Annotated in this window: 18 protein-coding genes and 1 riboswitch; of the genes, 14 read left to right on the top strand and 4 right to left on the bottom strand. The window is 72.1% G+C overall.

Features of this window, described 5'->3' with window-relative positions; genetic code table 11:
• Positions 1 to 48: 48 nt before the first annotated feature.
• The 6 genes from ACZ6K0_RS29435 (at position 49) to ACZ6K0_RS29410 (ending at position 8,933) form a co-directional block, all read left to right on the top strand.
• Positions 49 to 2,124 carry a glycogen debranching N-terminal domain-containing protein gene (locus ACZ6K0_RS29435; protein WP_469232776.1) on the top strand — a complete coding sequence of 692 codons (2,076 nt, stop codon included), beginning with the start codon at positions 49 to 51 and terminating at the stop codon, positions 2,122 to 2,124.
• A gap of 109 nt (positions 2,125 to 2,233) precedes the next feature.
• Entirely contained in the window at positions 2,234 to 2,995 is a 762-nt protein-coding gene (locus tag ACZ6K0_RS29430; protein WP_376401191.1) for an NUDIX hydrolase, read from the top strand.
• A 122-nt stretch (positions 2,996 to 3,117) separates the two neighbouring features.
• The gene (locus ACZ6K0_RS29425) at positions 3,118 to 4,998 is read left to right on the top strand and encodes an ATP-binding cassette domain-containing protein (RefSeq protein ID WP_469232778.1); all 1,881 of its coding nucleotides are present in this window, start codon (positions 3,118 to 3,120) and stop codon (positions 4,996 to 4,998) included.
• Between the two features lie 160 nt (positions 4,999 to 5,158).
• A complete protein-coding gene (locus ACZ6K0_RS29420) occupies positions 5,159 to 6,046 on the top strand; it encodes a FadR/GntR family transcriptional regulator (protein WP_376401185.1) in 888 nt (295 codons plus the stop codon).
• Positions 6,047 to 6,423: 377 nt separating this feature from the next.
• Positions 6,424 to 7,971 (top strand): RNA polymerase sigma factor, encoded by a 1,548-nt coding sequence (locus ACZ6K0_RS29415; RefSeq protein ID WP_376401479.1) that lies wholly within the window; start codon positions 6,424 to 6,426, stop codon positions 7,969 to 7,971.
• Between the two features lie 143 nt (positions 7,972 to 8,114).
• Positions 8,115 to 8,933 carry a serine protease gene (locus ACZ6K0_RS29410; RefSeq protein ID WP_376401182.1) on the top strand — a complete coding sequence of 273 codons (819 nt, stop codon included), beginning with the start codon at positions 8,115 to 8,117 and terminating at the stop codon, positions 8,931 to 8,933.
• A 132-nt stretch (positions 8,934 to 9,065) separates the two neighbouring features.
• Here the strand turns inward: ACZ6K0_RS29410 and ACZ6K0_RS29405 are convergent, their stop codons facing one another.
• Positions 9,066 to 9,296, bottom strand: a complete 231-nt coding sequence (locus tag ACZ6K0_RS29405) for a DUF7455 domain-containing protein (RefSeq protein ID WP_024754955.1) — start codon at positions 9,294 to 9,296, stop codon at positions 9,066 to 9,068.
• 433 nt (positions 9,297 to 9,729) lie between these two features.
• Here ACZ6K0_RS29405 and ACZ6K0_RS29400 point away from each other — a divergent pair, with 433 nt between their 5' ends.
• The 3 genes from ACZ6K0_RS29400 (at position 9,730) to ACZ6K0_RS29390 (ending at position 14,003) form a co-directional block, all read left to right on the top strand.
• The gene (locus tag ACZ6K0_RS29400) at positions 9,730 to 11,847 is read left to right on the top strand and encodes a DNA gyrase/topoisomerase IV subunit B (RefSeq protein ID WP_376401178.1); all 2,118 of its coding nucleotides are present in this window, start codon (positions 9,730 to 9,732) and stop codon (positions 11,845 to 11,847) included.
• Between the two features lie 126 nt (positions 11,848 to 11,973).
• A complete protein-coding gene (locus ACZ6K0_RS29395; protein ID WP_376401476.1) occupies positions 11,974 to 12,411 on the top strand; it encodes a DUF485 domain-containing protein in 438 nt (145 codons plus the stop codon).
• Positions 12,408 to 14,003: a solute symporter family protein gene (locus tag ACZ6K0_RS29390; protein WP_376401175.1), complete on the top strand. Its 1,596-nt coding sequence runs from the start codon at positions 12,408 to 12,410 to the stop codon at positions 14,001 to 14,003. Before ACZ6K0_RS29395 ends, ACZ6K0_RS29390 begins: the two co-directional genes overlap by 4 nt.
• Positions 14,004 to 14,087: 84 nt before the next feature.
• Here the strand turns inward: ACZ6K0_RS29390 and ACZ6K0_RS29385 are convergent, their stop codons facing one another.
• Entirely contained in the window at positions 14,088 to 14,777 is a 690-nt protein-coding gene (locus ACZ6K0_RS29385) for a DUF7342 family protein (RefSeq protein ID WP_469232781.1), read from the bottom strand.
• Positions 14,774 to 16,450 (bottom strand): sensor histidine kinase, encoded by a 1,677-nt coding sequence (locus tag ACZ6K0_RS29380; protein ID WP_376401169.1) that lies wholly within the window; start codon positions 16,448 to 16,450, stop codon positions 14,774 to 14,776. Before ACZ6K0_RS29380 ends, ACZ6K0_RS29385 begins: the two co-directional genes overlap by 4 nt.
• A gap of 156 nt (positions 16,451 to 16,606) precedes the next feature.
• Between ACZ6K0_RS29380 and ACZ6K0_RS29375 the strand changes: the two genes are divergently transcribed.
• Entirely contained in the window at positions 16,607 to 17,659 is a 1,053-nt protein-coding gene (locus ACZ6K0_RS29375; RefSeq protein ID WP_469232784.1) for a CobW family GTP-binding protein, read from the top strand.
• A gap of 97 nt (positions 17,660 to 17,756) precedes the next feature.
• Here ACZ6K0_RS29375 and ACZ6K0_RS29370 read toward each other — a convergent pair whose 3' ends face one another.
• Positions 17,757 to 20,216, bottom strand: a complete 2,460-nt coding sequence (locus tag ACZ6K0_RS29370; protein WP_469232786.1) for a DNA gyrase/topoisomerase IV subunit A — start codon at positions 20,214 to 20,216, stop codon at positions 17,757 to 17,759.
• A 187-nt stretch (positions 20,217 to 20,403) separates the two neighbouring features.
• Here ACZ6K0_RS29370 and ACZ6K0_RS29365 point away from each other — a divergent pair, with 187 nt between their 5' ends.
• The 4 genes from ACZ6K0_RS29365 (at position 20,404) to ACZ6K0_RS29350 (ending at position 25,182) form a co-directional block, all read left to right on the top strand.
• The gene (locus tag ACZ6K0_RS29365) at positions 20,404 to 21,750 is read left to right on the top strand and encodes a M16 family metallopeptidase (protein ID WP_376401473.1); all 1,347 of its coding nucleotides are present in this window, start codon (positions 20,404 to 20,406) and stop codon (positions 21,748 to 21,750) included.
• Between the two features lie 26 nt (positions 21,751 to 21,776).
• The gene (locus tag ACZ6K0_RS29360) at positions 21,777 to 23,144 is read left to right on the top strand and encodes a M16 family metallopeptidase (protein WP_469233025.1); all 1,368 of its coding nucleotides are present in this window, start codon (positions 21,777 to 21,779) and stop codon (positions 23,142 to 23,144) included.
• 200 nt (positions 23,145 to 23,344) lie between these two features.
• Positions 23,345 to 23,507: riboswitch (cyclic di-AMP (ydaO/yuaA leader) on the top strand.
• A 13-nt stretch (positions 23,508 to 23,520) separates the two neighbouring features.
• Positions 23,521 to 24,303: a M23 family metallopeptidase gene (locus tag ACZ6K0_RS29355; protein WP_469232788.1), complete on the top strand. Its 783-nt coding sequence runs from the start codon at positions 23,521 to 23,523 to the stop codon at positions 24,301 to 24,303.
• A 195-nt stretch (positions 24,304 to 24,498) separates the two neighbouring features.
• On the top strand, positions 24,499 to 25,182 hold the full coding sequence (locus ACZ6K0_RS29350; RefSeq protein WP_376401157.1) for a GntR family transcriptional regulator: 684 nt from the start codon (positions 24,499 to 24,501) through the stop codon (positions 25,180 to 25,182).
• Positions 25,183 to 25,340 lie beyond the last annotated feature (158 nt).

Here is a 25,340-nt window from a genome sequence, read left to right as displayed (position 1 = left end):
ACGCCCCGCCGGCCGCCCGGACCGCACAGAGAGCACCCCATACCCGCCATGGCCCTCAGCCCCGTACCGGCCCCCGGACGCCCCGCAGGACACCCGAAGGGACCCGCACACGGACACCCGTCCGGCGTGGGAACCGCGCCCCCACGGGCGGCGCGGCCGGGTGAACTGCCCTCGGTGCACGGCGCGCTCCTCTGCGTCGCCCTGCCCGCCTTCGCCGTCTGCGCCGAGCACGGCCAGCTCACGGGAGACGGACTCGAGGGCGTGTACGCGGCGGGACGACGGCTCCTGTCCCGCTGCGTCCTGCGGGTGGCGGGGCGCGAACCCGTCGCGCTCCAAGGCCGGATGGCGGCCGCCGACCGGGCCGTCTTCCTCGGTGTCCTGCGCGTCCCCGGGGACGTGGGACCCGATCCCGGGCTCTCCGTCGAGCGCTCGCGAGGCGCCGACGGAACCGAGCGCATCACCCTGCGCAACGCGACCGCCCGCTCCCTCCGCCTCCCCGTGGAAATCGCTCTGGGCACCGATCTCGCGGACCTGGGCGCGGTGGCGTCCGGCAGGACGGGACCCGAGCTCGCCCCGAGCGTCCACGGCACCGGACTGCGCTGGACCGCCGGAGACGGACGATCCGTCGCCGTCACCGCGGACCCGCCGCCCATGGACTCCCTGGCGGCGGCCGGCGTCCTGCGCTGGGAGGCCGAGCTGGCGCCCGGAGCGCCGTTCACGATCCGGCTGCGGGTACGCGGCGACCGGGCGGCCGGGGCCGCCCCTTCCTCGGGAGGCGGCGGAGGGCGACCCGGCGGGCACCTCATCGCCGAGGCGCGGGCCGAGGGCGACGACCCGCGGCCGGGGGAGCTGCTCCGCGGCTCCGTCGAGGACCTGCGCGCCCTGCTCCAGCGGGACCCCAACCACCCCGCCGACGTCCATCTCGCGGCCGGGGTCCCCTGGCGCTGCGGACCGGTCACCGCCGAGGCCCTCTGGGCGGCCCGCATGGTCCTGCCCCTCGGGACCCGGCTGGCCGCGACCACGCTCCGTGCCCTGGGCCGCGCCCAACTCCAGGGAACCGGGCCCGAGTCCGGACGGGTCCCCGGACCCCTCAGAGACGCGGGCCCGCACCTCCCGCCCCGCTGCACGGGCATCGAGGCCACCCTCGCCTTTCCCGTCGTGCTCGCGGAGGCCCGTCGCTGGGGGCTGCCCGCCGCGGACCTGGAGGAGCTGCTTCCCGTGGCGGAGCGATGCCTCGGCTGGCTGCGCCGCACGGTCGGCGACACCGGCTTCGTACCCGACCCGGGGCCCGCCGGGCCCTGGCGGGCGGAGACCCAGGCCCACGCGCACCGTGCCGCGCTGCTGGGCGCCGACCTGCTCGACGCCTGCGGGCGGCCCGGGGGAGACGCCCTGCGCGACGGGGCACGAGCACTGCGCGAGCGGTTCCGGCGCGACTTCTGGCTCGACGACCGGGCAGGGGGCCGGCCCGCCGTCGCCCGCGCACCGGACGGCCGGACCTGGTCCCAGCTGGGCGGCTGGGCCGCGCACCTGCTCGACACCGGACTCCTGGGCGGTGGCCGGTACGCGCAGGGACTGCTCGACAGGGCGGAGACCGAGCAGGTGGCCAGACTGCTCGCCACGCCGGCCCTGGACTCCGGCTGGGGCCTGCGGGGGCTGGGAACGAAGGAGCCCGGCCACAACCCCTTCGGCCACCGGGCCGGCGCGGTCCGGGTGCACGAGACGGCCGTCGCCGTGGCCGGCCTCGCCGCCGCAGGGCACGAGAAGGAGGCCGCCGCCCTGCTCCGCGGGCTGCTCGACGCCGCCGAGGCCTTCGCCCACCGGCTGCCCGAGATGTACGCGGGGGAGCAGCGGACGGCGGGAGGGCGTCCGGTGCCGCACCCGGCCGCGTGCAGGCCGGCGGCCGTCGCGGCCGCAGGAGCGGTCCAGGCGCTCGTCGCCCTCGCCGGGATCCGCCCCGACGCGCCGGGGCGCTCCGTGTCGGTGCACCCGATGCCCTCGGCCCCGCTGGGCGCGATCCGGCTCTCGGGACTCGTGGTGGCGGGCGAGCCGTTCGCCGTACGGGTCGGCAGGCTCGGTCTCGGTATGGTCGAGGAGGCCGCAGAGGGCCTTCAACTGGGGGTGTGACGGGATGCCGGGCGCAGACACGACGGAAGCTTCACGGCGCGGCGAAGAAGTCGTCGCCGATCCTTCCGCGAGGCGTGTTTATCGTCAGGGAGACGACTATGATCGCGGCATGTCTCCCTACGACCCGTCGGCCTTTCCGCCTTTCGCTGTCACCGTCGATCTGGTCGTGCTCACCGTGCGGAGCCATGCGCTCTGCACTCTGATCGTGAGGAGAGGGGAACCGCCGTTCCAGGGGCGCTGGGCGCTCCCCGGCGGATTCGTCCGCGAGGGCGAGGACCTCGGCGCCGCGGCCGCGCGTGAGCTGGTCGAGGAGACCGGACTCCGCGCCCACGACCCGGGCGACCCGCCGCCCGTGCCGGGCAACGGCGCACACCTGGAGCAGCTGGCCACGTACGGGGCTCCCGACCGCGACCCGCGGATGCGGGTGGTCAGCGTCGCGCACTTGGCTCTGGCCCCGGACCTTCCCGCGCCCCGGGCGGGCGGAGACGCGAACAGCGCCCGCTGGGCCCCGGTCGAGGAACTGCTCGGCGAGGACGGGCCCGCCGGAGCGGGAGCGGAGCCGCTCGCCTTCGACCACGCCCAGATCCTCGCCGACGGGGTGGAGCGAGCCCGCTCCAAGATCGAGTACTCCTCCCTGGCCACGGCCTTCTGTCCGCCCGAATTCACGGTCGGAGAGCTGCGGCGCGTCTACGAGGCCGTCTGGGGCGTCGCCCTCGACCCGCGCAACTTCCACCGCAAGGTGACCGGCACGCCCGGCTTCCTGGTCCCCGCCGGCGGCACCACGACCCGTCAGGGAGGCCGCCCCGCCCAGCTCTTCAGGGCAGGTGGAGCCACTCTCCTCAACCCGCCGATGCTTCGCCCCGAGGTCTGACCGACCCGGCCGTCCGGCGCCCCAGGGCGCCAACCCTGCGCCGAAAGTCCGAAATGTAGCGTTATCTTGCTGCGGTAGCGCCGCCCTGCCGCGGAGCGGTGTCACCTACCGCGAGAGAAGCGATGCTCCAGGCAATCGGACTGACCAGCACCCCCCGCCACGATCGCCCGCCCGCCGTGGACGATCTGACCTTCGACGCGCGGCCGGGTGCCGTGACCGCGCTCCTCGGCCCCCCGGGCTCCGGCAAGACCGCCACGCTCCGCCTCATGCTCGACCTCGATCCCGGCCGAGGGGTCACCTACTTCCGCGGCCGGCCGCTGCACGGCGTCGCCCACCCGCCGCGCGAGGTCGGCGTGTTCCTCGGCGACGTCCCCGGGCACCCCGCCCGCACGCTCCGCGGGCAGCTGCGGATGCTCTGCGCCGCTTCCGGAACTCCCGTCGCGCGGGCCGGGGACGTGCTGCGCTCCGTCGGCCTCGCGGGCCTCGAAGGGCGGCGGATCGGCACCCTGCCGCTCGGTGCCGAACGCCGACTCGGTCTGGCGTGCGCCCTGTTGGGAGCCCCGCACGCCCTGCTGCTCGACGAGCCGGGGGCCGGTCTCTCCGGCGCCGACAGCGTGTGGGTGTACGAACTCCTGCGCGCGCACGCGGCCGGCGGGGGGACGGTGCTCTACACCACGGCGGACCCCAAGGACGCGGCCCGCAACGCCGACCGGGTCGTCACGCTCGACGGCGGCCGCGTCGTCGCCGACCAGGACGCCACCGAGTTCGCGCGCACCCGCCTGCGTCCCCGTGTCGCCGTCCGCACCCCCCACGTCGCGCGACTGGCCGCCGCCGTGACCCAGGAGGCCAGGGCCGCCCGTCGGCCGGTCGAGGTGGTCGCGGAGGACGGCAACCGGCTGTCGGTCTACGGGAGTGACTGCGCCGCCGTCGGCGACACCGCGTTCCGGCACGGCGTGGTGATCCACCGGCTCGCCGACGAGACCGGCGACACGGCATCCGCGCCCCGCGCACCGGAGGGCGCCGATCCCGGGCGTGACGCGCCCGGGCCGGACTCCCCCCGGCGCCGCCTCCCGCCCTCACGGGACGCCGACCGGGCGCCCGGCGGCACCACGCCCGGCGGCACCGCGTCCGCCGTCACCGCGTCCGCCGTCACCGCGTCCGCCGTCACCGCGTCCGGCGGCACCGGGCGCGGCGACTCGGCCGAGGGGCGGACCTCCGCCCGGAGGCCGGCCCGCTCGCCTTCGCGCCCGCTGCGGTACGAGCTCCGCCGGCTCGTCGGCGTGCCGAGCACCCCGCTCGTCGTGGCGGTGGTCCTGCTCGTCTCCGTGACGCTCGCCCTGCTCCTCGGGCGCGGGGGTTCGACCGCGTTGCCCGTCGTCCTCGCCGGGTGGCCCGCGATCTCCCCCCTGCCGCCCGCCGCCCTCGGGGCCGGTCTCGTCGGCGCCTTCTCCTTCGGCGAGGAGTACCGCTACCCCGCGCTCACCGCCGGCCGCGGCGCCGTGCCCCGGCGGCTCGGCCTGCTGCTCGCCAAGCTCGTCGTGGCGGCGGCCGTGGCCCTCGGTCTCGGGGCGCTCGTCGTGGCGGCGAATCTGGGGGCCCTGCGACTCGTCTACGGCGTCGAGTTGATTCCCGTACCGGACAACTGGCCGTCCCTCTGCGCGAGTTGGCTGGGGCTGCTCGTCGGATGCGCCTGGGCGGGGGTGCTCGGCGCCGGAGTGTTCCGGGCCGCCGCCGCCGGTGTGGCCGCGGTCCTCGCCGTACCCGTCGCCTTCGTTCCGCTGCTGCAGCAGGTGCTCACCGGCCCGTCGGTGCGTTCGGCCGCCGGGCTGCCGGCGCGGTTGCGCGAGATCGCCGGCCCCCAGTGGTCCCCGGCCGTGGACCGGTGGTTGACGGGGGCGCTGAGAGTGGTCGGACAGCCCGCGGGGGTGGCCCTCTCGCTCGTGTTGACCGGCCTGCTCTGCGCCTATGTGTTCACCGGGCTTCGGAGGAGGGCCAGTTGGTGATCACTTGCAGATCGAATGGTTCCGCTTTTCGGACAACTCTCTTAAAAATTGCCCCCTATGTCCGAATAATCGTCAATTGTGTAGCGGGTGCCGATCACCCTTTCGTGTGCTTTTCACCAAAGACCTCAAGGGTCACGGAGGCAACGCCGACAAAGGATGCGTGAGTACCCTTGCGCACACCATGATGACCGCCGCCCGTTCCGTCGAGTCAGGCCTCGGCGCCCCGGGCGATCTCGACCGCTACCCCTACGCGGAGGCGCCCGGCGCCGGCCGCGTGGGCCCGCCCTCCTGGGAGGGCGTGGACACCGACCTGGGCCGTGTCGGCCGCCGCAGTGCCGGCAACCGGGGCCGGGGGCTCCACGGCCAGCTCGTCCAGCAGCTCGGTCAGATGATCGTCTCCGGCGACCTCGGAGCCGATCGCCCCCTCGTCCCCGAGGAGATCGGCCAGCGGTTCGAGGTCTCACGCACCGTCGTGCGCGAGTCGCTGCGCGTGCTGGAGGCCAAGGGCCTCGTCAGCGCCCGTCCCAACGTCGGCACCCGCGTGCGGCCCGTCAGCGACTGGAACCTCCTCGACCCCGACATCATCGAGTGGCGCGCCTTCGGCCCACAGCGCGACGACCAGCGCCGCGAGCTGAACGAGCTGCGCTGGACCATCGAGCCCCTGGCCGCCCGCCTCGCCGCCGGACACGGCCGCGAGGACGTCCAGCAGCGCCTCGCCGACATGGTCGAGATCATGGGGCACGCGTACGCGCAGGGTGACGCGATCACGTTCTCCCGCGCGGACACCGAGTTCCACTCCCTGCTCATCCAGCTCGCCGGGAACCGCATGCTGGAGCACCTCTCCGGCATCGTCGGCTCCGCGCTCCAGGTCTCCGGCGGTCCCGCCACGGGCTGTGACCGGCCGAGCGAGGCGTGCCTCGGCCACCACGCCCGGATCGTCGACGCGCTGGCCGCGGGCGACGCGCAGGCCGCCGAGGCCGCCATGCGTCAGCTGCTGACCGTTCACCCCGAGGTGGAGCGCGTCGTTCCCGCCCCCCGCGAACACTGACCGCGGGCCGTGGCCGGGAGCGCGGACGCGCACGCATCACGTGCCGCCGGGTCCGAGCGCGGTCCGGGGAGCCCGTCAGGGATTCCCCGGATGGCGCCAGGGTTCCGGCGGCGCGAATGTGCCATGATCTACCGCTTCGGCCGTTTCGCCGCGAATGAGGTGTGACTCGGGCCACGAAGATTGGGCGTAACACTCCTCCGAGCCGTGCGATGACCTAAGAGGTGACAGCCGAGGAAGGAATACAGCAGCCGTTGCAGGCGCTGTGCAGTTCCCCGGCCCAACCCGCGCCGTCGGCACATTTCCCGCCGACGGTCGTCGGCTCCGGCCCTATCCAGGGCGGGGCCGGAAGCCGTTTCCATCGTTCCGAGAGGTTGTTCGTGTCGGCCAGCACATCCCGTACGCTCCCGCCGGAGATCGCCGAGTCCGAGTCTGTGATGGCGCTCATCGAGCGGGGAAAGGCTGATGGGCAGATCGCCGGCGATGACGTGCGTCGGGCCTTCGAAGCCGACCAGATTCCGCCAACCCAGTGGAAGAATGTTCTGCGCAGCCTCAATCAGATCCTCGAGGAAGAGGGTGTGACGCTGATGGTCAGTGCAGCGGAGTCGCCGAAGCGCGCCCGCAAGAGCGTCGCTGCGAAGAGCCCGGCCAAGCGCACCGCCACCAAGACCGTCACCGCCAGGACGACCGTGACGAAGACCACGGTCTCGTCCGCCACGGCTTCCGCGGCGGACGGTGACGATCTGGTCGACGAGGCCGGATCGCCTGCCAAGAAGGCGGCCGCGAAGAAGACCGTCGCCAAGAAGGCGGTGGCCAAGAAGACCGTCGCCAAGAAGACGGCGGCCAAGAAGTCCACGTCCAAGAAGGACGGCGACGAGCTCGCCGAGGGCGAGGAGCTCCTTGAGGACGCCGCGCCCGGCAAGGGCGAAGAGGAAGAGACCGAGGGCGAGAGCAAGGGCTTCGTCCTGTCCGACGAGGACGAGGACGACGCTCCGGCGCAGCAGGTCGCCGTCGCCGGTGCCACGGCCGACCCGGTCAAGGACTACCTCAAGCAGATCGGCAAGGTCCCGCTGCTCAACGCCGAGCAGGAGGTCGAGCTCGCCAAGCGCATCGAGGCCGGTCTGTTCGCCGAGGACAAGCTGGCGAACTCGGACAAGCTCGCTCCGAAGCTCAAGCGCGAGCTGGAGATCATCGCCGAGGACGGCCGCCGGGCCAAGAACCACCTCCTGGAGGCCAACCTCCGTCTGGTGGTCTCCCTGGCCAAGCGCTACACCGGCCGCGGCATGCTCTTCCTGGACCTGATCCAGGAGGGCAACCTGGGTCTGATCCGCGCGGTCGAGAAGTTCGACTACACCAAGGGCTACAAGTTCTCCACGTACGCCACCTGGTGGATCCGTCAGGCGATCACCCGCGCCATGGCCGACCAGGCCCGCACCATCCGTATCCCGGTGCACATGGTCGAGGTCATCAACAAGCTCGCGCGTGTGCAGCGCCAGATGCTCCAGGACCTGGGCCGTGAGCCCACCCCGGAGGAGCTGGCCAAGGAACTCGACATGACCCCGGAGAAGGTCATCGAGGTCCAGAAGTACGGCCGCGAGCCGATCTCCCTCCACACCCCGCTGGGTGAGGACGGTGACAGCGAGTTCGGTGACCTCATCGAGGACTCCGAGGCGGTCGTGCCGGCCGACGCGGTGAGCTTCACGCTCCTCCAGGAGCAGCTGCACTCCGTGCTCGACACCCTCTCCGAGCGTGAGGCGGGCGTCGTCTCGATGCGCTTCGGCCTCACCGACGGCCAGCCGAAGACGCTGGACGAGATCGGCAAGGTCTACGGCGTGACGCGCGAGCGGATCCGTCAGATCGAGTCGAAGACGATGTCGAAGCTGCGTCACCCGTCGCGTTCGCAGGTCCTGCGCGACTACCTCGACTGATCCTTCCGAGGCACAGAGCGACACGCGAAGGGCCCGGTTCCCCGAAAGGGCGGAACCGGGCCCTTCGCGTGTGCGCGGGTGCAGGGGACGGACGCGTGCTGGACGCTGGGTGAACCGACATCACCGGAGAGTCAGGAGGCTCCATGCGTGGTCCCTTCACCCGCGCCTTGACGGGTGCCCTGGGCCTGATCACGGCGGCGGTGGGGCAGCTCGCCACCGCCGCCCCCGCAGCCGCCGACAGCGTCGTCGTGGGCGGCCGGCAGGCCCTGATCGCGGACGCGCCCTGGGTCGTGGCGCTGTCCAGTCGTGACCGGTTCGGGGGTACCCGGGCGGGGCAGTTCTGCGGGGGCGTGGTCGTCGCGCCGACCAAGGTGCTCACGGCGGCCCACTGCCTGGGCCGAGAGGTCCTCGGCGGCGAGCCGTGGGAGGTGCGCGACTTCGTGGTCATCGCCGGCCGTGCCGCGCTGCGCGGGCAGGGCGGGCAGGAGGTCGCGATCTCGGAGACCTGGATCAATCCCGACTACGACCCGACGACGAACTCGGGCGATCTCGCCGTGCTGACGCTGGCGAGCGCGCTGCCGCAGTCGTACGTGATCGGCGTCGCCCGCGCGGGCGACGCGGCGTACACGGCCGGTACGGAGGCGGACGTCTACGGCTGGGGTGACACGACCGGCAACGGGACCTACGCCTCCACGCTGCGGACGGCTCGCGTCCAGGTGCTGCCTGACGCCTCGTGCCGGCGGGCTTACCCGGGCGGTTTGGGCGTCGCGTACCGCAGCGAGACGATGCTGTGCGCGGGCGACCCGCAGGGCGGCACGGACGCGTGCCAGGGCGACAGCGGGGGACCGCTGGTGGCCAAGGGGCTTCTCGTCGGCCTGGTGTCGTGGGGGAGCGGCTGTGGGCAGGCGGAGAACCCGGGTGTCTACACGAGGGTCTCGGCGGTGCTGCCGGCGCGGATCTGACGCGCCCCGGCGGGGCGCGCGCCGGTACGACGGGTACGAGAACGGGCGGCCACCCCCCTTGACTGCGGGGTGGCCGCCCGTCGTCCGGTCAGCGACAGCTACCGGCTCTGGGCTCGTCGGGTGTGCGAGGCGTCAGTGCTCGTCGCCCGTCGTGCGGGCCGGCACGTCCGTGAGCCGGTCCGTCTCATCCTGTATCTCAGCGGCGATCTTCTTGAGTTCCGGCTCGAACTTGCGGCCGTGGTGGGCGCAGAAGAGCAAGTCACCTCCGCTGGTCAGGACGACACGCAGGTATGCCTGGGCGCCGCAGCGGTCGCAACGGTCAGCGGCCGTCAGGGGGCTCGCGGGGGTCAGAACAGTAGTCACGTCGCCTCTTCTCTAGCTCGACGAGCTGTCGTACCAGGGTCAACATCCAACCAGGCCGGAAACGTTCCCGCTCGTGGCTTTTCCTCGAAACTTTTTCCCAAGGTGGCTGTCTGCTGCCGGTTGGCGGCGAATGAGCCGTATTGCTTCGCTCTACGGATTTCGCGTTGCTTGTCTCGGTGCATCCTCCCGGCGTGGTTGCCGGTTGTTGATGAGGACGTGCCCGGAGCCTAAATGGTTCATGCCTGGAAGGGAACGTGATGTTCGCGTCACCCCTTCGAGGGATCGAACATCCATACGACTCTGGACTAGCATGAGGAACCGGGGAGGGTGGCGTGACAACGGCTCTACCAGGCATCGGTACCCTCTGACCGGTGAACGACGCCGGGCCTTACCCCACCGGGCCAGTTTTCAAATTCAGCGAGGAGCGAACCGCGTGACCGCCGAAACGTCCGTGCCTTCCAGTGCGCTGCTGACAGCAGACCGTGACGGTTCCAACTACACCGCGCGGCACCTGCTCGTACTCGAAGGGCTCGAAGCGGTCCGCAAGCGCCCCGGTATGTACATCGGGTCCACCGACAGCCGCGGCCTGATGCACTGCATCTGGGAGATCATCGACAACTCGGTCGACGAGGCCCTCGGCGGCTACTGCGACCACATCGACGTCATCCTCCACGACGACGGCTCCGTCGAGGTCCGCGACAACGGCCGCGGCATCCCGGTCGACGTCGAGCCGAAGACCGGGCTCTCCGGCGTCGAGGTCGTCATGACCAAGCTGCACGCCGGCGGAAAGTTCGGCGGTGGCTCGTACGCCGCCTCCGGCGGTCTGCACGGCGTCGGCGCGTCCGTGGTCAACGCCCTGTCGGCCCGTCTCGACGTCGAGGTCGACCGGAACAGCTCCACGCACACGATCAGCTTCCGCCGCGGTGTCCCCGGCATCTTCACGGAGCAGGGCCCCGACAGCCCCTTCGACCCGGGCAACGGCCTGCGGAAGGGCAAGCGCGTCCCCAAGACCCGCACGGGCACGCGCGTCCGCTACTGGGCGGACCGGCAGATCTTCCTCAAGGACGCCAAGCTCTCGCTGGAGACGCTGCACCAGCGCGCCCGGCAGACCGCCTTCCTGGTGCCCGGCCTCACGATCGTCGTCCGCGACGAGCGGGACCTGGCCGGGATCGGCAAGAGCGAGGAGACCTTCCGCTTCGACGGAGGCATCAGCGAGTTCTGCGAGTACCTCGCGCAGGACAAGGCCGTCTGCGACATCCAGCGCCTCACCGGCACGGGCACCTTCAAGGAGACCGTCCCGGTCCTCGACGAGCGCGGGCACATGACCCCGACCGAGGTCACCCGTGAGCTCGCCGTCGACGTCGCCCTGCGCTGGGGCACCGGCTACGACAGCACGGTCAAGTCCTTCGTCAACATCATCGCCACCCCCAAGGGCGGCACCCACGTCTCCGGCTTCGAGCAGGCCATCACCAAGACGGTGAACGAAGTGCTCCGCTCGGCCAAGATGCTGCGCGTCGCCGAGGACGACATCGTCAAGGACGACGCCCTGGAGGGGCTCACGGCCGTCGTGACGGTCCGCCTCGCCGAGCCGCAGTTCGAGGGCCAGACGAAGGAGGTCCTGGGGACCTCCGCCGCCCGCCGGATCGTGGCGAACGTGGTCGCCAAGGAGCTCAAGGAGTTCCTGACCTCGACCAAGCGCGACGCCAAGGCGCAGGCCCGCGCCGTCCTGGACAAGGCCGTCGCCGCCGCCAGGACCCGGATCGCCGCCCGCCAGCACAAGGACGCGCAGCGCAGGAAGACCGCGCTCGAGTCCTCCTCGCTGCCGGCCAAGCTCGCCGACTGCCGCAGCGACGACGTGGAGCGCAGCGAGCTCTTCATCGTCGAGGGCGACTCGGCCCTCGGCACGGCCAAGCTCGCGCGCAACAGCGAGTTCCAGGCCCTGCTGCCGATCCGGGGCAAGATCCTCAACGTCCAGAAGTCCTCGGTCTCGGACATGCTCAAGAACGCCGAGTGCGGGGCGATCATCCAGGTGATAGGAGCGGGCTCGGGCCGCACCTTCGACATCGACGCCGCCCGCTACGGAAAGATCGTCCTGCTGGTCGACGCCGATGTCGACGGCGCGCACATCCGCTGCCTGCTGCTGACGCTCTTCCAGCGCTACATGCGGCCGATGGTCGAGGCCGGACGCGTCTTCGCCGCCGTGCCCCCGCTGCACCGGATCGAGCTCGTCCAGCCCAAGAAGGGCCAGGACAAGTACGTCTACACGTACTCGGACAACGAGCTGCGCCAGACCCTGCTGGAGTTCCAGCGGAAGGGGGTCCGCTACAAGGACTCCATCCAGCGCTACAAGGGTCTGGGCGAGATGGACGCCGACCAGCTCGCGGAGACCACGATGGACCCGCGCCACCGCACCCTGCGCCGGATCAACATCGGGGACCTGGACTCGGCGGAGCAGGTCTTCGACCTCCTCATGGGCAACGACGTGGCGCCCCGCAAGGAGTTCATCACCAGCTCGGCGGCGACCCTCGACCGCTCGCGCATCGACGCCTGACCGGCGCCAAGGGCAAGGGCCGCCGACAGACCGGGCCGTGCGGTACGCATATCAGCACGGCCCGGTCAGGCCACAGGGGAGAACTGTCACCTGATGGGGTGAAGTGAGGGAGGAGAAGAGTCCGGGATCTTCCCGCTCTGTCCATCCTTGGGCACGCGACCGAAACGGTTCGCTGACAAGGAGAGTTGGCCGGTGGAGCAGTACGACACGGCAGTGCCGCGACAGCGCGATCCCAGCGCGGCGGAGATCTACCTGGAGGTCCAGCGGAGCCCCGCGTTCCAGGAAGTGCGCCGCCGCTACCGCCGGTTCGTCTTCCCGGCCGCCCTCGCGTTCCTGCTCTGGTACCTCGCGTACGTCGTCGCGGCGACCGCGGCCCCCGGGCTCATGGCCCGGCCGGTCGCCGGCGCGGTGAACGTGGCGATGATCGCGGGGCTCGGACAGTTCCTCACCACCTTCCTGCTGACCTGGGCGTACGCGCGCCACGCGCGGCTGCGCCGGGACCGGGCGGCCCTGGAACTGCGCTGGGACACGCAGGAGATGACCCGAGGGGCGGCGCAGCGGTGAGCGGCAACCACCAGACCCTGGCGCTCGTGCTCTTCAGCGTCTTCATCGCCGTCACGTTGGGGATCACCACCTGGGTGAGCCGCAACCGGCACGGATCGGCGGAGGAGTTCTACGCCGGAGGCAGGCTGTTCTCGCCTCTGGAGAACGGTTTCGCCATCGCCGGCGACTACATGTCCGCGGCCTCCTTCCTCGGCATCTCCGGGCTGATCGCGCTCTACGGCTACGACGGCATGCTGTACTCCGTCGGCTTCCTCGTCGCCTGGCTCGTCGTCCTCCTGCTGGTCGCGGAACTCGTCCGCAACTGCGGGCGGTTCACGCTCGCGGACGTCGTCGCCGCGCGGATGTCCGAGCGGCCGGTGCGGATCGCCGCCGGAACGTCCTCCGTGGCCGTCTCCGTGCTCTATCTGGTGGCGCAGATGGTCGGCGCCGGAAGCCTGGTCGCGCTGCTGCTCGGCGGCACCAGCGAGGCGGCCCGCTCCTGGACCGTGATCGGCGTGGGGGCGCTGATGGTGATCTACGTGTCGCTCGGCGGCATGCGGGCCACCACCTGGATCCAGATCGTCAAGGCGGTCCTGCTCATGGCGGGCACGATCGCGCTCACCGTCCTCGTCCTGCTCCGCTTCCACGGCGACGTGAACAGCCTGCTCTCGACCGCGGCCGACCGCAGCGGCCACGGGCGGGGCTTCCTCGCCCCCGGCCTGCGTTACGGCGGGGACTGGACCGCGCGCCTCGACTTCATCAGCCTCGGCATCGCCCTGGTCCTGGGCACCGCCGGCCTGCCGCACATCCTGTCGCGCTTCTACACCGTGCCCACTGCCCGGGCCGCCCGCCGTTCCGTCGTCTGGTCCATCGGCCTCATCGGCAGCTTCTACCTGATGACCATCGTGCTCGGCTTCGGCGCGGCCGCCCTGATCGGGCCCGCCGAGGTCCGCGCCTCCAGCGCGTCGGGGAACACCGCCATCCCGCTGCTCGCGCTCGACCTCGGCGGCGGCGCGGGCTCCACCGGCGGCACCGTGCTCTTCGCCGTCGTCGCCGCCGTCGCCTTCGCGACCATCCTCGCCGTCGTCGCCGGGATCACGCTCGCCTCCTCGGCCTCCGTCGCCCACGACCTGTACAGCTCGCTGCGGCGCCGGCACGCGAAGCGGCAGTACAGCGAGGTGACCGTGGCGCGGTTCGCGGCCGCCGGGATCGGCGCCGCCGCGATCGGCCTCGGGCTGCTCGCCCGCGACCTCAACGTGGCCTTCCTCGTCGGCCTCGCCTTCGCGGTCGCCGCCTCCGCCAACCTGCCCGTGCTGCTCTACTCGCTGTTCTGGCGGAGGTTCACCACCCGGGGCGCGGTCTGGTCGGTGTACGGCGGGCTGGTCCCCGCCGTGCTGCTCGTCCTGCTGTCGCCGGTCGTCTCGGGCAGCCCGGAGGCGCTGTTCCCCGGTGTCGACTTCCACGTCTTCCCGCTGCAGAACCCCGGCGTGGTCTCCATCCCGCTCGGATTCCTCGCGGGCTGGATCGGTACGGTCACCTCGGCCGAGCCGTCCGACGCGGCGCGGCACGCCGAGACCGAGGTCCGGGCGCTGACCGGGGCCGGGGCGGTCTGAGGCGCAAGGGCCCCTTCAGGCGCCCTGCGGGCCCCTCCGTGCCCCCTGTCGGGCCCCTTTCCTGGCGAGCCCCCTACGGGGGCCTCAGGCGGCGGGCGGTGAGGACGCCCAGGCGTACCGGTGCTCGGGGCGGCCCGTCTCGCCGTACCGGAGGGAGAGGCTCACCCGGCCGGTGCGTTCGAGGAGCTTGAGGTAGCGCTGCGCGGTCTGGCGGCTCACGCCGGCCCGCTCGGCGATCTCCTGCGCGGAGAGCGGTCCGCCGGCGGCGAGCAGGACCTGCCGGACCAGCTCGGCCGTGGTGGGGGAGTGCCCCTTCGGCAGGTCGGGGGCGACCGTGCCCGCCGCCAGGACGCCGAAGATCCGGTCCACCTCGGACTGTTCCGCCTCGCCCCCGCCGCCCAGGGCGCGCCGCAGCGCCGCGTACGCCTCCAGCTTGGTCCGCAGCCCGGCGAAGTTGAACGGCTTGACCAGGTACTGGAGGGCGCCGTGGCGCATCGCCGCCTGCACGGTGGCCACGTCCCGGGCGGCCGTCACCATGATCACGTCGCACTGGTGGCCGCGCGCGCGGAGCTCTCGTACGGCGGCCAGACCGTTCTCGTCCGGCAGGTAGTGGTCCAGGAGGATCAGGTCCACCGGATGCTCGGCCAGGGCCGTCAGTGCCTCGGCGGTCGAGTGGGCTATGGCCGAGACGCGGAAGCCGGGGACCTTGGCGACGTACGCGGCGTTGATCCGCGCCACCAGCACGTCGTCGTCCACCACGAGCACGTCGATCATCGCGCCTCCCCTGCGGGCTCGGGGGAGAGGGCGGTTCCGCCGGGCTCCGGCTCCGTCAGGGCGTCCGGGAGGACGACGGTGAACTCCGCGCCCCCGCCCGGGCCCCCGGCCACGCGGGCCGTGCCGCCCCTGCGCTCGGCCAGCCGGCGGACGAACGCGAGCCCGAGCCCGCGCCTGCCGTGGGACGGCGGCTCCTTCGTCGACCAGCCCTCGGTGAAGATCAGCTCACGGCGCTCCTCGGGGACGCCGGGGCCGCTGTCCGTGACCCGCAGCACGACCGTACGGCCCTCCGTGCGGAACGCGACCTCGATCCCGGCGCCGGGCGTGCCCGCGACGGCGTCCAGGGCGTTGTCGACCAGATTGCCGACGACCGTGACCAGCTCGCGGGGGTCGACGAGCCGGTCGGGCAGCAGGGACTCCGGGGAGATCCGCAGCGACACACCGCGCTCGGCGGCGACGGTCGCCTTGCCGACCAGGAGCGCGGCGAGCAGCGGGTCGTGGACCTTCTCCGTGACCTGCTCGGCGGTGGCCCGGTGCACTCCGACGACCTCGGTGACGAACTCGACCGCCTCCTCGTGCATGTCCAGCTCCAGGAGACCGAGCAGGGTGTGCAGCCGGTTGGCGTGCTCGTGGTCCTGGGCGCGGAGGGCGTCGATCAGGCCCCGCGTCGAGTCCAGCTCGCGTCCGAGCCGCTCCAGCTCGGTGCGGTCGCGCAGGGTCGCGACGGCGCCGCCGTCGTCCGTGGGCATCCGGTTGGCGATCAGCACCCGGTGGCCCTGGACGGTGACGAGGTCCTCGCCCGTGACCCGGCCCGTGAGGACGTCGGCGGTACGGCCCTTCCCGAGGACCTCGTCCACGGGCCGGCCCGCCGCCTCGGGGCCGAGCCCGAGGAGCCGCTGCGCCTCGTCGTTGACGAGCCGTACGGAGCCGGTGCGGTCGATGGCCACGACACCCTCCCGGATGCCGTGCAGCATGGCCTCGCGCTCGGCGAGCAGCGCGGAGATGTCGGAGAAGGCCAGGTCGTGAGTCTGCCGCTGGAGCCGGCGGGAGATCAGGTACGCGGCGAGGGCCCCGGCCGCGAGCGCCCCGCCCGCGTACGCGAGGAGGCCCGGGATCGCGGCGAGGAGCCGGTCGCGGACGCTGTCGTACTCGATGCCGACGGAGACCGCGCCGACGATCCGGCCGTCCGCGTCGCGCAGCGGCGCCTTGCCGCGCGCCGAGCGGCCGAGCGTCCCGCTGTCGATCTCCATCACCTCGCGCCCGGCGAGGACGGCGCTCGGGTCGGTGGAGACGCGCCGGCCGATCTGGGCGGGGTCGGTGTGCGACCAGCGCACCCCTCGGGTGTCCATGACCACCACGTACTCGGCGCCCGTGGACACCCGGATCCGCTCGGCCTCCGTCTGCACCGGGCCCCGCGCGGAGGGCGGGGTGCCGGTGAGGTCGGCGGCGAGCCCGGGGGAGGCGGTGGTCTCGGCGATGGCCAGGGCCCGCCGCATGGCCTGGTCGTCGAGCTGGGCGCTCAGCGGGGCGAGGAAGAGACCGGTGGCGAGGACGGTCACACCGGTCGCGATGGCCAGCTGCATCAGCAGGACCTGCGCGAACACCCGCCGGGGCCACCCGAACCGCCGACGGCGCGCGAGGGGCCGCGCGGGGCTGGTCTGTGCGGGGCTCATGCCAGAAAAGGTAAGCGGCCGGGACCCGGGACCGGAAATACGGGGCCGCACGGGGGCCCGGGGCACCGCCACCTCCGGGCCGGCGCCGGACGATCCCGCCTATCCTGGGGCTTTCCCACGGCCGTGGGAAGGAACCCGCGACCGGAGGCACGACCCTTGACCACGCAGCAGATCCCCGTCGTCGTCCTCGCCGGGTTTCTCGGGGCCGGGAAGACCACGCTCCTCAACCATCTGCTGCGCAGCGCCCGGGGCACCCGGATCGGGGTCATGGTCAACGACTTCGGGGACATCGGCATCGACGCGATGACCGTCGCGGGGCAGGTGGGCTCCACCGTCTCCCTCGGCAACGGCTGCCTGTGCTGCGCGGTCGACGCGAGCGAGCTCGACGAGTACCTGGAGGTCCTGACCCGGCCCGAGTCCCGGCTCGACGTGATCGTCATCGAGGCCAGCGGGCTCGCCGAGCCGCAGGAACTGGTCCGTATGGTCCTCGCCAGCGAGAACGAGCGGATCGTCTACGGCGGGCTCGTCCAGGTCGTCGACGCGGCCGAGTTCCGGGCCACCCGGCAGCGGCACCCCGAGACCGACCGGCACCTCACGATCGCCGACCTCGTCGTCGTGAACAAGGCGGACCGGGTCTCCGCGGACGAGCTGTCCGCCGTCCGCGAGACGGTGGGCGAGCTCGCCGGGAAGGCCGTCGTGGTCGACGCCTCGCACGGACGGGTCGATCCGGAGCTGCTCTTCGACCGGGTCGTGCCCGAGGACGAGATCGAGGGCCAGATGTCCATCGAGGACATCCTGTACGGCCCCGAGGACGAGGCCCACGCCCACCCGCACGCGGCGTACGAGACGGTCTCCCTGACCGCGCCGACCCCGCTCCACCCGCGCCGGCTCATGGCCTTCCTGGACGGGCGGCCCGAAGGCCTGTACCGGATCAAGGGCTTCGTCGACCTCGGCGCCGCCGACCCCGTCAACCGCTACACGGTGCACGCCGTCGGCCGTTTCCTGCGCTTCTACCCCGAGCCGTGGCCCGCGGGGGAGGAGCGGCTCACCCAGCTCGTCCTGATCGGCTCCGGCATCGACGCCGCCGGCCTGCGCAAGGAGCTCGCCGGATGCGAGCAGAACGGCCCGCAGGACGCCCCCGACGAGCACAGCATGTGGGGCGTCCTGCGGTACGTACGACAGGCGGACGAGGAACCGGACGAGAGCTAGGCTCCCGCTCCCGTCCGGTTCCTCCTCGGCTTCCTCGTCCGGCTTCCCGTCCGGCTTCCCGTCCGGCTTTCCGTCCGGCTTTCCGTCCGACGGAGCGCTAGCTCGCCGGGCCCGCCAGCACCTCGACCGGCTGGGGCAGCGGGACGCCCGAGCCGTCACGGCGCGGGTCCACCTCCGGCAGCGGCACCGGGGTCCCGTTCTTCTGCGCGGCCCGCGCCGGAGTGGCGCCCGCCCAGGCCAGGATCAGGACGTCCTCGCCCTTCAGGAACCGCTGGCAGCGCACACCGCCCGTCGCGCGGCCCTTGCGCGGGTACTGGTCGAAGGGGGTCAGCTTCGCCGACGTACCCGCCGAGGCGTCCAGCGTGCCGGTGGAGCCCGCGACGGTGAAGACCACGGCGTCCACCGCCGGGTCCACGGCCGTGAACGAGAGCACCTCGGCGCCCTGGGTCAGCTTGACGCCCGCCATGCCGCCGGCCGGCCGGCCCTGGGGCCGTACCTGCGCGGCCGGGTAGCGCAGCAGCTGGGCGTCGGAGGTGATGAAGACCAGGTCCTCCTCGCCCGTCCGCAGCTCGGTCCCGCCGACGATCCGGTCGCCGTCCTTGAGGGTGATGACCTCCAGCTCGTCCTTGTTCGCCGGGTAGTCCGGCACCACGCGCTTCACCACGCCCTGCAGCGTGCCGAGCGCGAGACCCGGCGAGGACTCGTCGAGCGTGGTCAGGCAGACCACCGACTCGTCCGCCTCCAGGGACAGGAACTCCGAGAGCTGGGCGCCGCCCGCGAGGCTGGGGGCGGCCGCGGTGTCCGGGAGCTGCGGCAGGTCGATCACCGCGACCCGCAGCAGCCGGCCGGACGAGGTCACCGCGCCGACGTCACCGCGCTGGGTGGCGGCCACCGCCGACACGATCAGGTCGTGCTTGGTGCGCGGCGCGTCCGGGTCGGCCGGCGGCAGCTCCGCCGTCGCCGTACGGGCCAGCAGACCCGTCGAGGAGAGCAGCACCCGGCACGGGTCGTCCGCGACCTCCAGGGGGACGGACGCGACGGGCGCGCCCGCCGATTCGAGCAGGACGGTCCGCCGGTCGGTGGCGAACTTCTTGCCGACCGCGGCCAGTTCCGCCGAGACCAGCTTCCGCAGCTCCGCGTCGGAGTCCAGGATGCCGGTCAGCTCGTCGATCTCGCCGTTGAGCCGGTCGCGCTCGGTCTCCAGCTCGATGCGGTCGAACTTGGTGAGGCGGCGCAGCGGGGTGTCCAGGATGTACTGCGTCTGGATCTCGCTCAGGGAGAAGCGCTCCTTCAGGCGCTCCTTGGCCTGGGCGGAGTTGTCGCTCTCCCGGATGAGCCGGATGACCTCGTCGATGTCGAGGAGCGCGACGAGCAGGCCCTCCACCAGGTGCAGCCGGTCGCGCTTCTTGGTCCGGCGGAACTCGGAGCGGCGCCGGACGACCTCGAAGCGGTGGTCGAGGTAGACCTCCAGGAGCTCCTTGAGGCCGAGCGTGAGCGGCTGACCGTCCACCAGCGCCACGTTGTTGATGCCGAAGGACTCCTCCATCGGCGTCAGCTTGTAGAGCTGCTCCAGGACCGCCTCCGGCACGAAGCCGTTCTTGATCTCGATGACGAGACGCAGGCCGTGGTTGCGGTCCGTGAGGTCCTTGACGTCGGCGATGCCCTGGAGCTTCTTGGAGCCGACGAGGTCCTTGATCTTGGAGATGACCTTCTCGGGGCCGACCGTGAAGGGCAGCTCGGTCACGACGATGCCCTTGCGGCGCGCCGTCACGTTGTCCACGGTGGCCGTGGCGCGGATCTTGAACGTGCCGCGGCCGTTCTCGTACGCGTCCTTGATGCCGGACAGGCCGACGATCCGGCCGCCGGTCGGCAGGTCGGGGCCGGGCACGAAGCGCATCAGCGTCTCGAGGTCGGCGCCCGGGTGGCGGATCAGATGGCGGGCCGCCGCGATCACCTCGCCGAGGTTGTGCGGCGGCATGTTCGTCGCCATGCCGACCGCGATCCCGGACGCGCCGTTGACCAGCAGGTTCGGATAGGCGGCGGGCAGTGCCACCGGCTCCTGCTCCTGGCCGTCGTAGTTCGGCGTGAAGTCGACCGTGTCCTCGTCGATGGACTCGGTCATCATCAGCGCGGCCGGAGCCATCCGCGACTCCGTGTACCGCATGGCGGCGGGCGGGTCGTCGTTGCCGAGGGAGCCGAAGTTGCCGTGGCCGTCGACGAGGGGCAGCCGCATGGAGAAGGGCTGCGCCATGCGGACCATGGCGTCGTAGATGGACGCGTCGCCGTGCGGGTGGAGCTTGCCCATCACCTCGCCGACGACGCGGGCGCACTTCACGAACCCGCGGTCGGGCCGGAGCCCCATCTCGCCCATCTGGTAGACGATGCGGCGCTGGACGGGCTTCATGCCGTCGCGGGCGTCGGGGAGAGCGCGCGAGTAGATCACCGAGTACGCGTACTCGAGGAAGGAGCCCTGCATCTCGTCGACGACGTCGATGTCGAGGATCCTCTCCTCGTACGCGTCGTCCGGCGGCGGTGTCTTCGTGCTGCGGCGGGCCATCGCGGCTGCGGCTCCTTCACCAACAAGGTTGATCTGACGCGGACCATTGTGGACCGTGCCACCGACAACGCCGACCGCGACCCGGAAGAGGGACATCTGGAAGGGGCGGGAACTTCGCCAGGTGTCGGCGCGCTTGCATACAGTGGCAGGACTTTTTCACATCGCGATCGAAGGGACGTACATGCCCATGGGTCACACGGCCACGGCCGAGGCCGGCTCCGGCGGCCTGACAGCGACCGAGCACCGGTTGGCGAACGGCCTGCGCGTGGTGCTCTCGGAGGACCACCTGACCCCGGTCGCCGCGGTCTGCCTCTGGTACGACGTCGGTTCGCGCCACGAGGTCGAGGGCCGCACGGGCCTCGCCCACCTCTTCGAGCACCTGATGTTCCAGGGCTCGAAGCAGGTCCAGGGGAACGGGCACTTCGAGCTGGTGCAGGGCGCGGGCGGCTCGCTCAACGGCACGACGAGCTTCGAGCGCACCAACTACTTCGAGACCATGCCCACCCACCAGCTGGAGCTCGCGCTCTGGCTGGAGGCCGACCGCATGGGCTCGCTGCTCGCCGCCCTGGACGACGAGTCCATGGAGAACCAGCGGGACGTCGTCAAGAACGAGCGCCGCCAGCGGTACGACAACGTGCCGTACGGCACGGCCTTCGAGAAGCTGACCGCGCTGGCCTACCCGGAGGGCCACCCGTACCACCACACGCCGATCGGCTCCATGGCCGACCTGGACGCGGCGACGCTGGAGGACGCGCGGGCCTTCTTCCGCACGTACTACGCGCCGAACAACGCGGTGCTTTCGGTCGTCGGCGACATCGACCCGGAGCAGACCCTCGCCTGGGTCGAGAAGTACTTCGGCTCGATCCCCTCCCACGACGGCAAGCTGCCCCCGCGTGACGGCTCGCTGCCCGACGTCATGGGCGGGGAGCAGCGCGTGGTCCTCGTCGAGGAGGTCCCGGCCCGCGCGCTCATGGCCGCCTACCGGCTGCCGCACGACGGCACGCGCGAGTGCGACGCCGCCGACCTGGCCCTGACGGTCCTCGGCGGCGGCGAGTCCTCCCGCCTGCACAACCGCCTGGTCCGCCGGGACCGGACGGCCGTCGCCGCCGGCTTCGGCCTGCTGCGGCTCGCCGGGGCCCCCTCGCTGGGCTGGCTGGACGTCAAGACCTCCGGCGGCGTCGAGGTCCCGCAGATCGAGGCGGCCGTCGACGAGGAGCTCGCCCGGTTCGCCGCCGAGGGCCCCACGGCCGAGGAGATGGAGCGCGCGCAGGCCCAGTTGGAGCGCGAGTGGCTCGACCGGCTCGGCACCGTCGCGGGCCGCGCCGACGAACTGTGCCGGTTCGCCGTGCTGTTCGGCGACCCGCAGCTCGCCCTCACCGCCGTCGACCGGGTCCTCGACATCACCGCGGAGGAGGTGCAGGCGGCCGCCAAGGCCCGGCTGCGCCCCGACAACCGCGCGGTGCTCGTCTACGAGCCGGTGGCCACCGAACAGAGCGAGAGCGACAGCGACGAGGAAGAGGGAGCGGACCAGTGACCGACGCTGCCGTGTCTTTGACGAGCATGGACTTCCACCCGCAGCCCGAGCCGGGCGTCGCCCGGCCCTGGGCCTTCCCGGCCCCGGACCGCGGCTCCCTGGCCAACGGTCTGACGGTGCTGACCAGCCACCGCCCCGGCCAGCAGGTCGTGGCCGTGGAGATCTTCCTGCCGGCCCCGCTGGACGCCGAGCCGGCCGGTCTCGACGGCGTCGCCACGATCATGGCCCGCGCGCTCTCCGAGGGCACGGACCAGCGTGGCGCCGAGGAGTTCGCGGCCGAGCTGGAGCGCTGCGGCGCCACGCTCGACGCGCACGCGGACCACCCGGGCGTACGGGTCTCCCTGGAGGTGCCGGTCTCCCGGCTGCCCAAGGCGCTCGGGCTGCTCTCCGAGGCGCTGATCGCCCCGGCCTTCCTGGACACCGAGATCGAGCGCCTCGTGCGCAACCGCCTCGACGAGATCCCGCACGAGACGGCCAACCCGAGCCGCCGCGCCGCCAAGCAGCTCTCCAAGGAGCTCTTCCCGGCCGCGGCCCGGATGTCCCGGCCGCGTCAGGGCACGGAGGAGACGGTCGCCGCGATCGACGCCGCCGCGGTCCGCGCCTTCTACGAGGCGTACGTCCGCCCCGGCACGGCCACCGCCGTGGTGGTGGGCGACCTGACGGGCGTCGACCTGGAGAAGGTCCTCGCCGAGACGCTGGGCGCCTGGACGGGCGAGCCGGCCGAGGCGCTGCCGATGCCGCCGATCACCGCCGACGACACCGGACGGGTCGTCATCGTCGACCGTCCGGGCGCGGTCCAGACCCAGTTGCTGATCGGCCGGATCGGTCCGGACCGCCACGACAGCGTCTGGGCGGCCCAGGTCCTCGGCACGTACTGCCTCGGCGGCACGCTGACCTCGCGGCTCGACCGGGTCCTGCGCGAGGAGAAGGGCTACACGTACGGCGTGCGGGCCTTCGGCCAGGTGCTCCGCTCGGACGCCGAGGGGAACGGCGCCTCGATGCTCGCCATCAGCGGCTCGGTGGACACCCCCAACACCGGCCCGGCACTTGACGACCTGTGGAAGGTGCTCCGGACCCTCGCGGCGGAGGGCCTCACCGACGCCGAGCGCGAGACGGCCGTGCAGAACCTGGTGGGCGTGGCGCCGCTCAAGTACGAGACGGCCGCCTCGGTCGCCGCGACGCTCGCCGACCAGGTCGAGCAGCACCTCCCGGACGGCTACCAGGCCCAGTTGTACGCGCGGCTCGCCGAGACGGGCACGGTCGAGGCGACCGCCGCCGTGGTCAACGCCTTCCCGGTGGACCGGCTCGTCACCGTGCTCGTGGGCGACGCGACGGAGATCGCGGAGCCGGTGCGTGCGCTCGGCATCGGTGAAGTCACCGTCGTGACCGGCTGATCGCCCGCGCCGATCACCGGCGGAAGGCCTCGACGTCCCGCTTTCGTCGAGGCCTTCCGCTTTGTCCGGATTGGGAGCAAGGGTGACCGTCTGCCCTGTGGCATGTCTTACAAACAGGCGTGTCTGTTTGGTGATTGAAAGATGATCCGCATAGCGTCGGTCCGGCTGTTCGTCAGTGCACGTGCCGCAGTCGCGGCAGCGGACAGTCATCGCCGAGTCCCCGTCAGGCGCGAGCCTGGGGAGCCGGGGACCCACACAGTCCCTGGGGTGAATCGGGCGCCTTCGCCATGTGCGGAGGGGCTCGTAGGAGACCTTCCTGCTCCGAACCCGTCAGCTAACCCGGTAGGCGAGAAGGAAGGAAAGGATCAGCCCCTACATGGCGTTCACCCGTGCCACCGGGAAGCATCGTGGTCCGAGCCGGATGGCACGCCGCAGCGTGGGCATCGCCGGCGTAGCGACGCTCGCCACCACCGGCGTCATCGGAACCTTCGCCTCCCCGGCGCTCGCCGCCGACACGGACAACCGCTCCGTCGAGGACACCGGCCTCACGCAGGTGATCACCGAGGACTCGCTCGCGGACCGGATCGACGCCCAGGCCGCCGCCCAGGAGCAGGAGGCCTTCGAGGCCATCGCCAAGGCGAAGGCCCAGGCCGAGGCTCGTGCCGAGGCGAAGCGCAAGGCCGAGGCCCGCGCCAAGGAGGTCCGCGAGGACCGCGAGCGCGCCGCCCGCGAGGCCGAGCGCCGCCGCCTCAACTCCTTCCAGCTCCCCGTGGCCGGCTCGTACGTGACCACCGGGTACAAGACCGGCGGCTCGCTCTGGTCCTCCGGCAGCCACTCCGGCATCGACTTCCACGCCTCCTACGGCAGCTCGGTCGTCTCCGTCGGCTCCGGCACCGTCGTCGAGGCCGGCTGGGGCGGCGCGTACGGCAACAACATCGTCATCCAGATGAACGACGGCACGTACACCCAGTACGGTCACCTCTCGTCCATCGGGGTCTACGTCGGCCAGACCGTCGAGCCGGGCCAGCAGATAGGCGTCTCGGGCTCGTCCGGCAACTCGACCGGCCCGCACCTCCACTTCGAGGCGCGGACGAGCTCCGAGTACGGCTCCGACCTGAACCCCATCTCGTACCTCCGCGCCCGCGGCGTCAGCCTCTGACACCCGGCGGATCGCGTCGCAAAAGCCCCGGCTCGTACTGAGCCGGGGCTTTTCGCTGCCCGAAACATATCGCCGGATTCCATGGGGCCATCGGAAATTCCGGCCTGCTGCAATAGAGTCGCAGGACACTTGCGGAACAGACGCAGAACAGGCGTCGCTCGAATTGTCTCTCGCGGATCAAGGCGGAGGTCGGACATGCGCGTTCCCGCGCAATCGGTATGCACGGCGATCCGGGACGACATCGTCTCCGGTGTCTTCGAGCGGGGCGCGCGGCTGACCGAGGAGCAGCTCGCGCGACGCTACGGGGTCTCCCGCGTCCCGGTCCGCGAGGCCCTGCGCACCCTGGAGTCCGAGGGCTTCGTCGTCACCCGCCGCCACGCCGGCGCCCATGTCGCCGAGCCCACGGAGCAGGAGGCGGCCGATCTGCTCGACATGCGGGCCCTGCTCGAACCCCTGGGCGCCGCCCGCGCCGCGCAGCGCCGCACCGAGGCGCACCTGAAGGTGTTGCGCGGCCTGGTCAGACTGGGTCAGGAGCGGGCCAGGCGCGGCCAGGGCGAGGACCTGCGCTCACTCGGCGGCTGGTTCCACGAGACGCTCGCGCAGGCCTCGGGCAGTCCGGCCCTGACGGCGCTGCTCACCCAGCTGCGGCACAAGATCGCCTGGATGTACGCGGTCGACCAGCCCGCCCACGCCGTGGAGGCCTGGTCCGAGCACGGCGCCATCGTGGACGCGGTCGCGCGGGGCGACGCCGAGCGGGCCAGGGCGCTGACCGCGCTGCACGCGGAGCGCTCGCTGGGGCTGCACCGGCTCAAAAAGCCGGAGCGCGGGCGCGTGAGGGTTTCGCAACATGTCGTCAACACGGCGAGCGGCCGGAATTAACATGCGCACCGTATACAAAGAAGAGAAATTCGCTGGAGCCGAATTGTGCTGCCTGAAAACATCGGCATCGGAAGGCTCCAGAGGATTCCGGAAGGTTCCGTGAGTTTCCGTAAGTTTCGGAAAAGCGAAAACCGCGGCTGCCGGAATTCCGGCGGCCG

This window comes from Streptomyces sp. NPDC042346 (assembly GCF_055581845.1).
The sequence above is the reverse complement of the archived record's forward strand: the minus strand, read 5'-3'. Positions and strand labels throughout refer to the sequence as shown.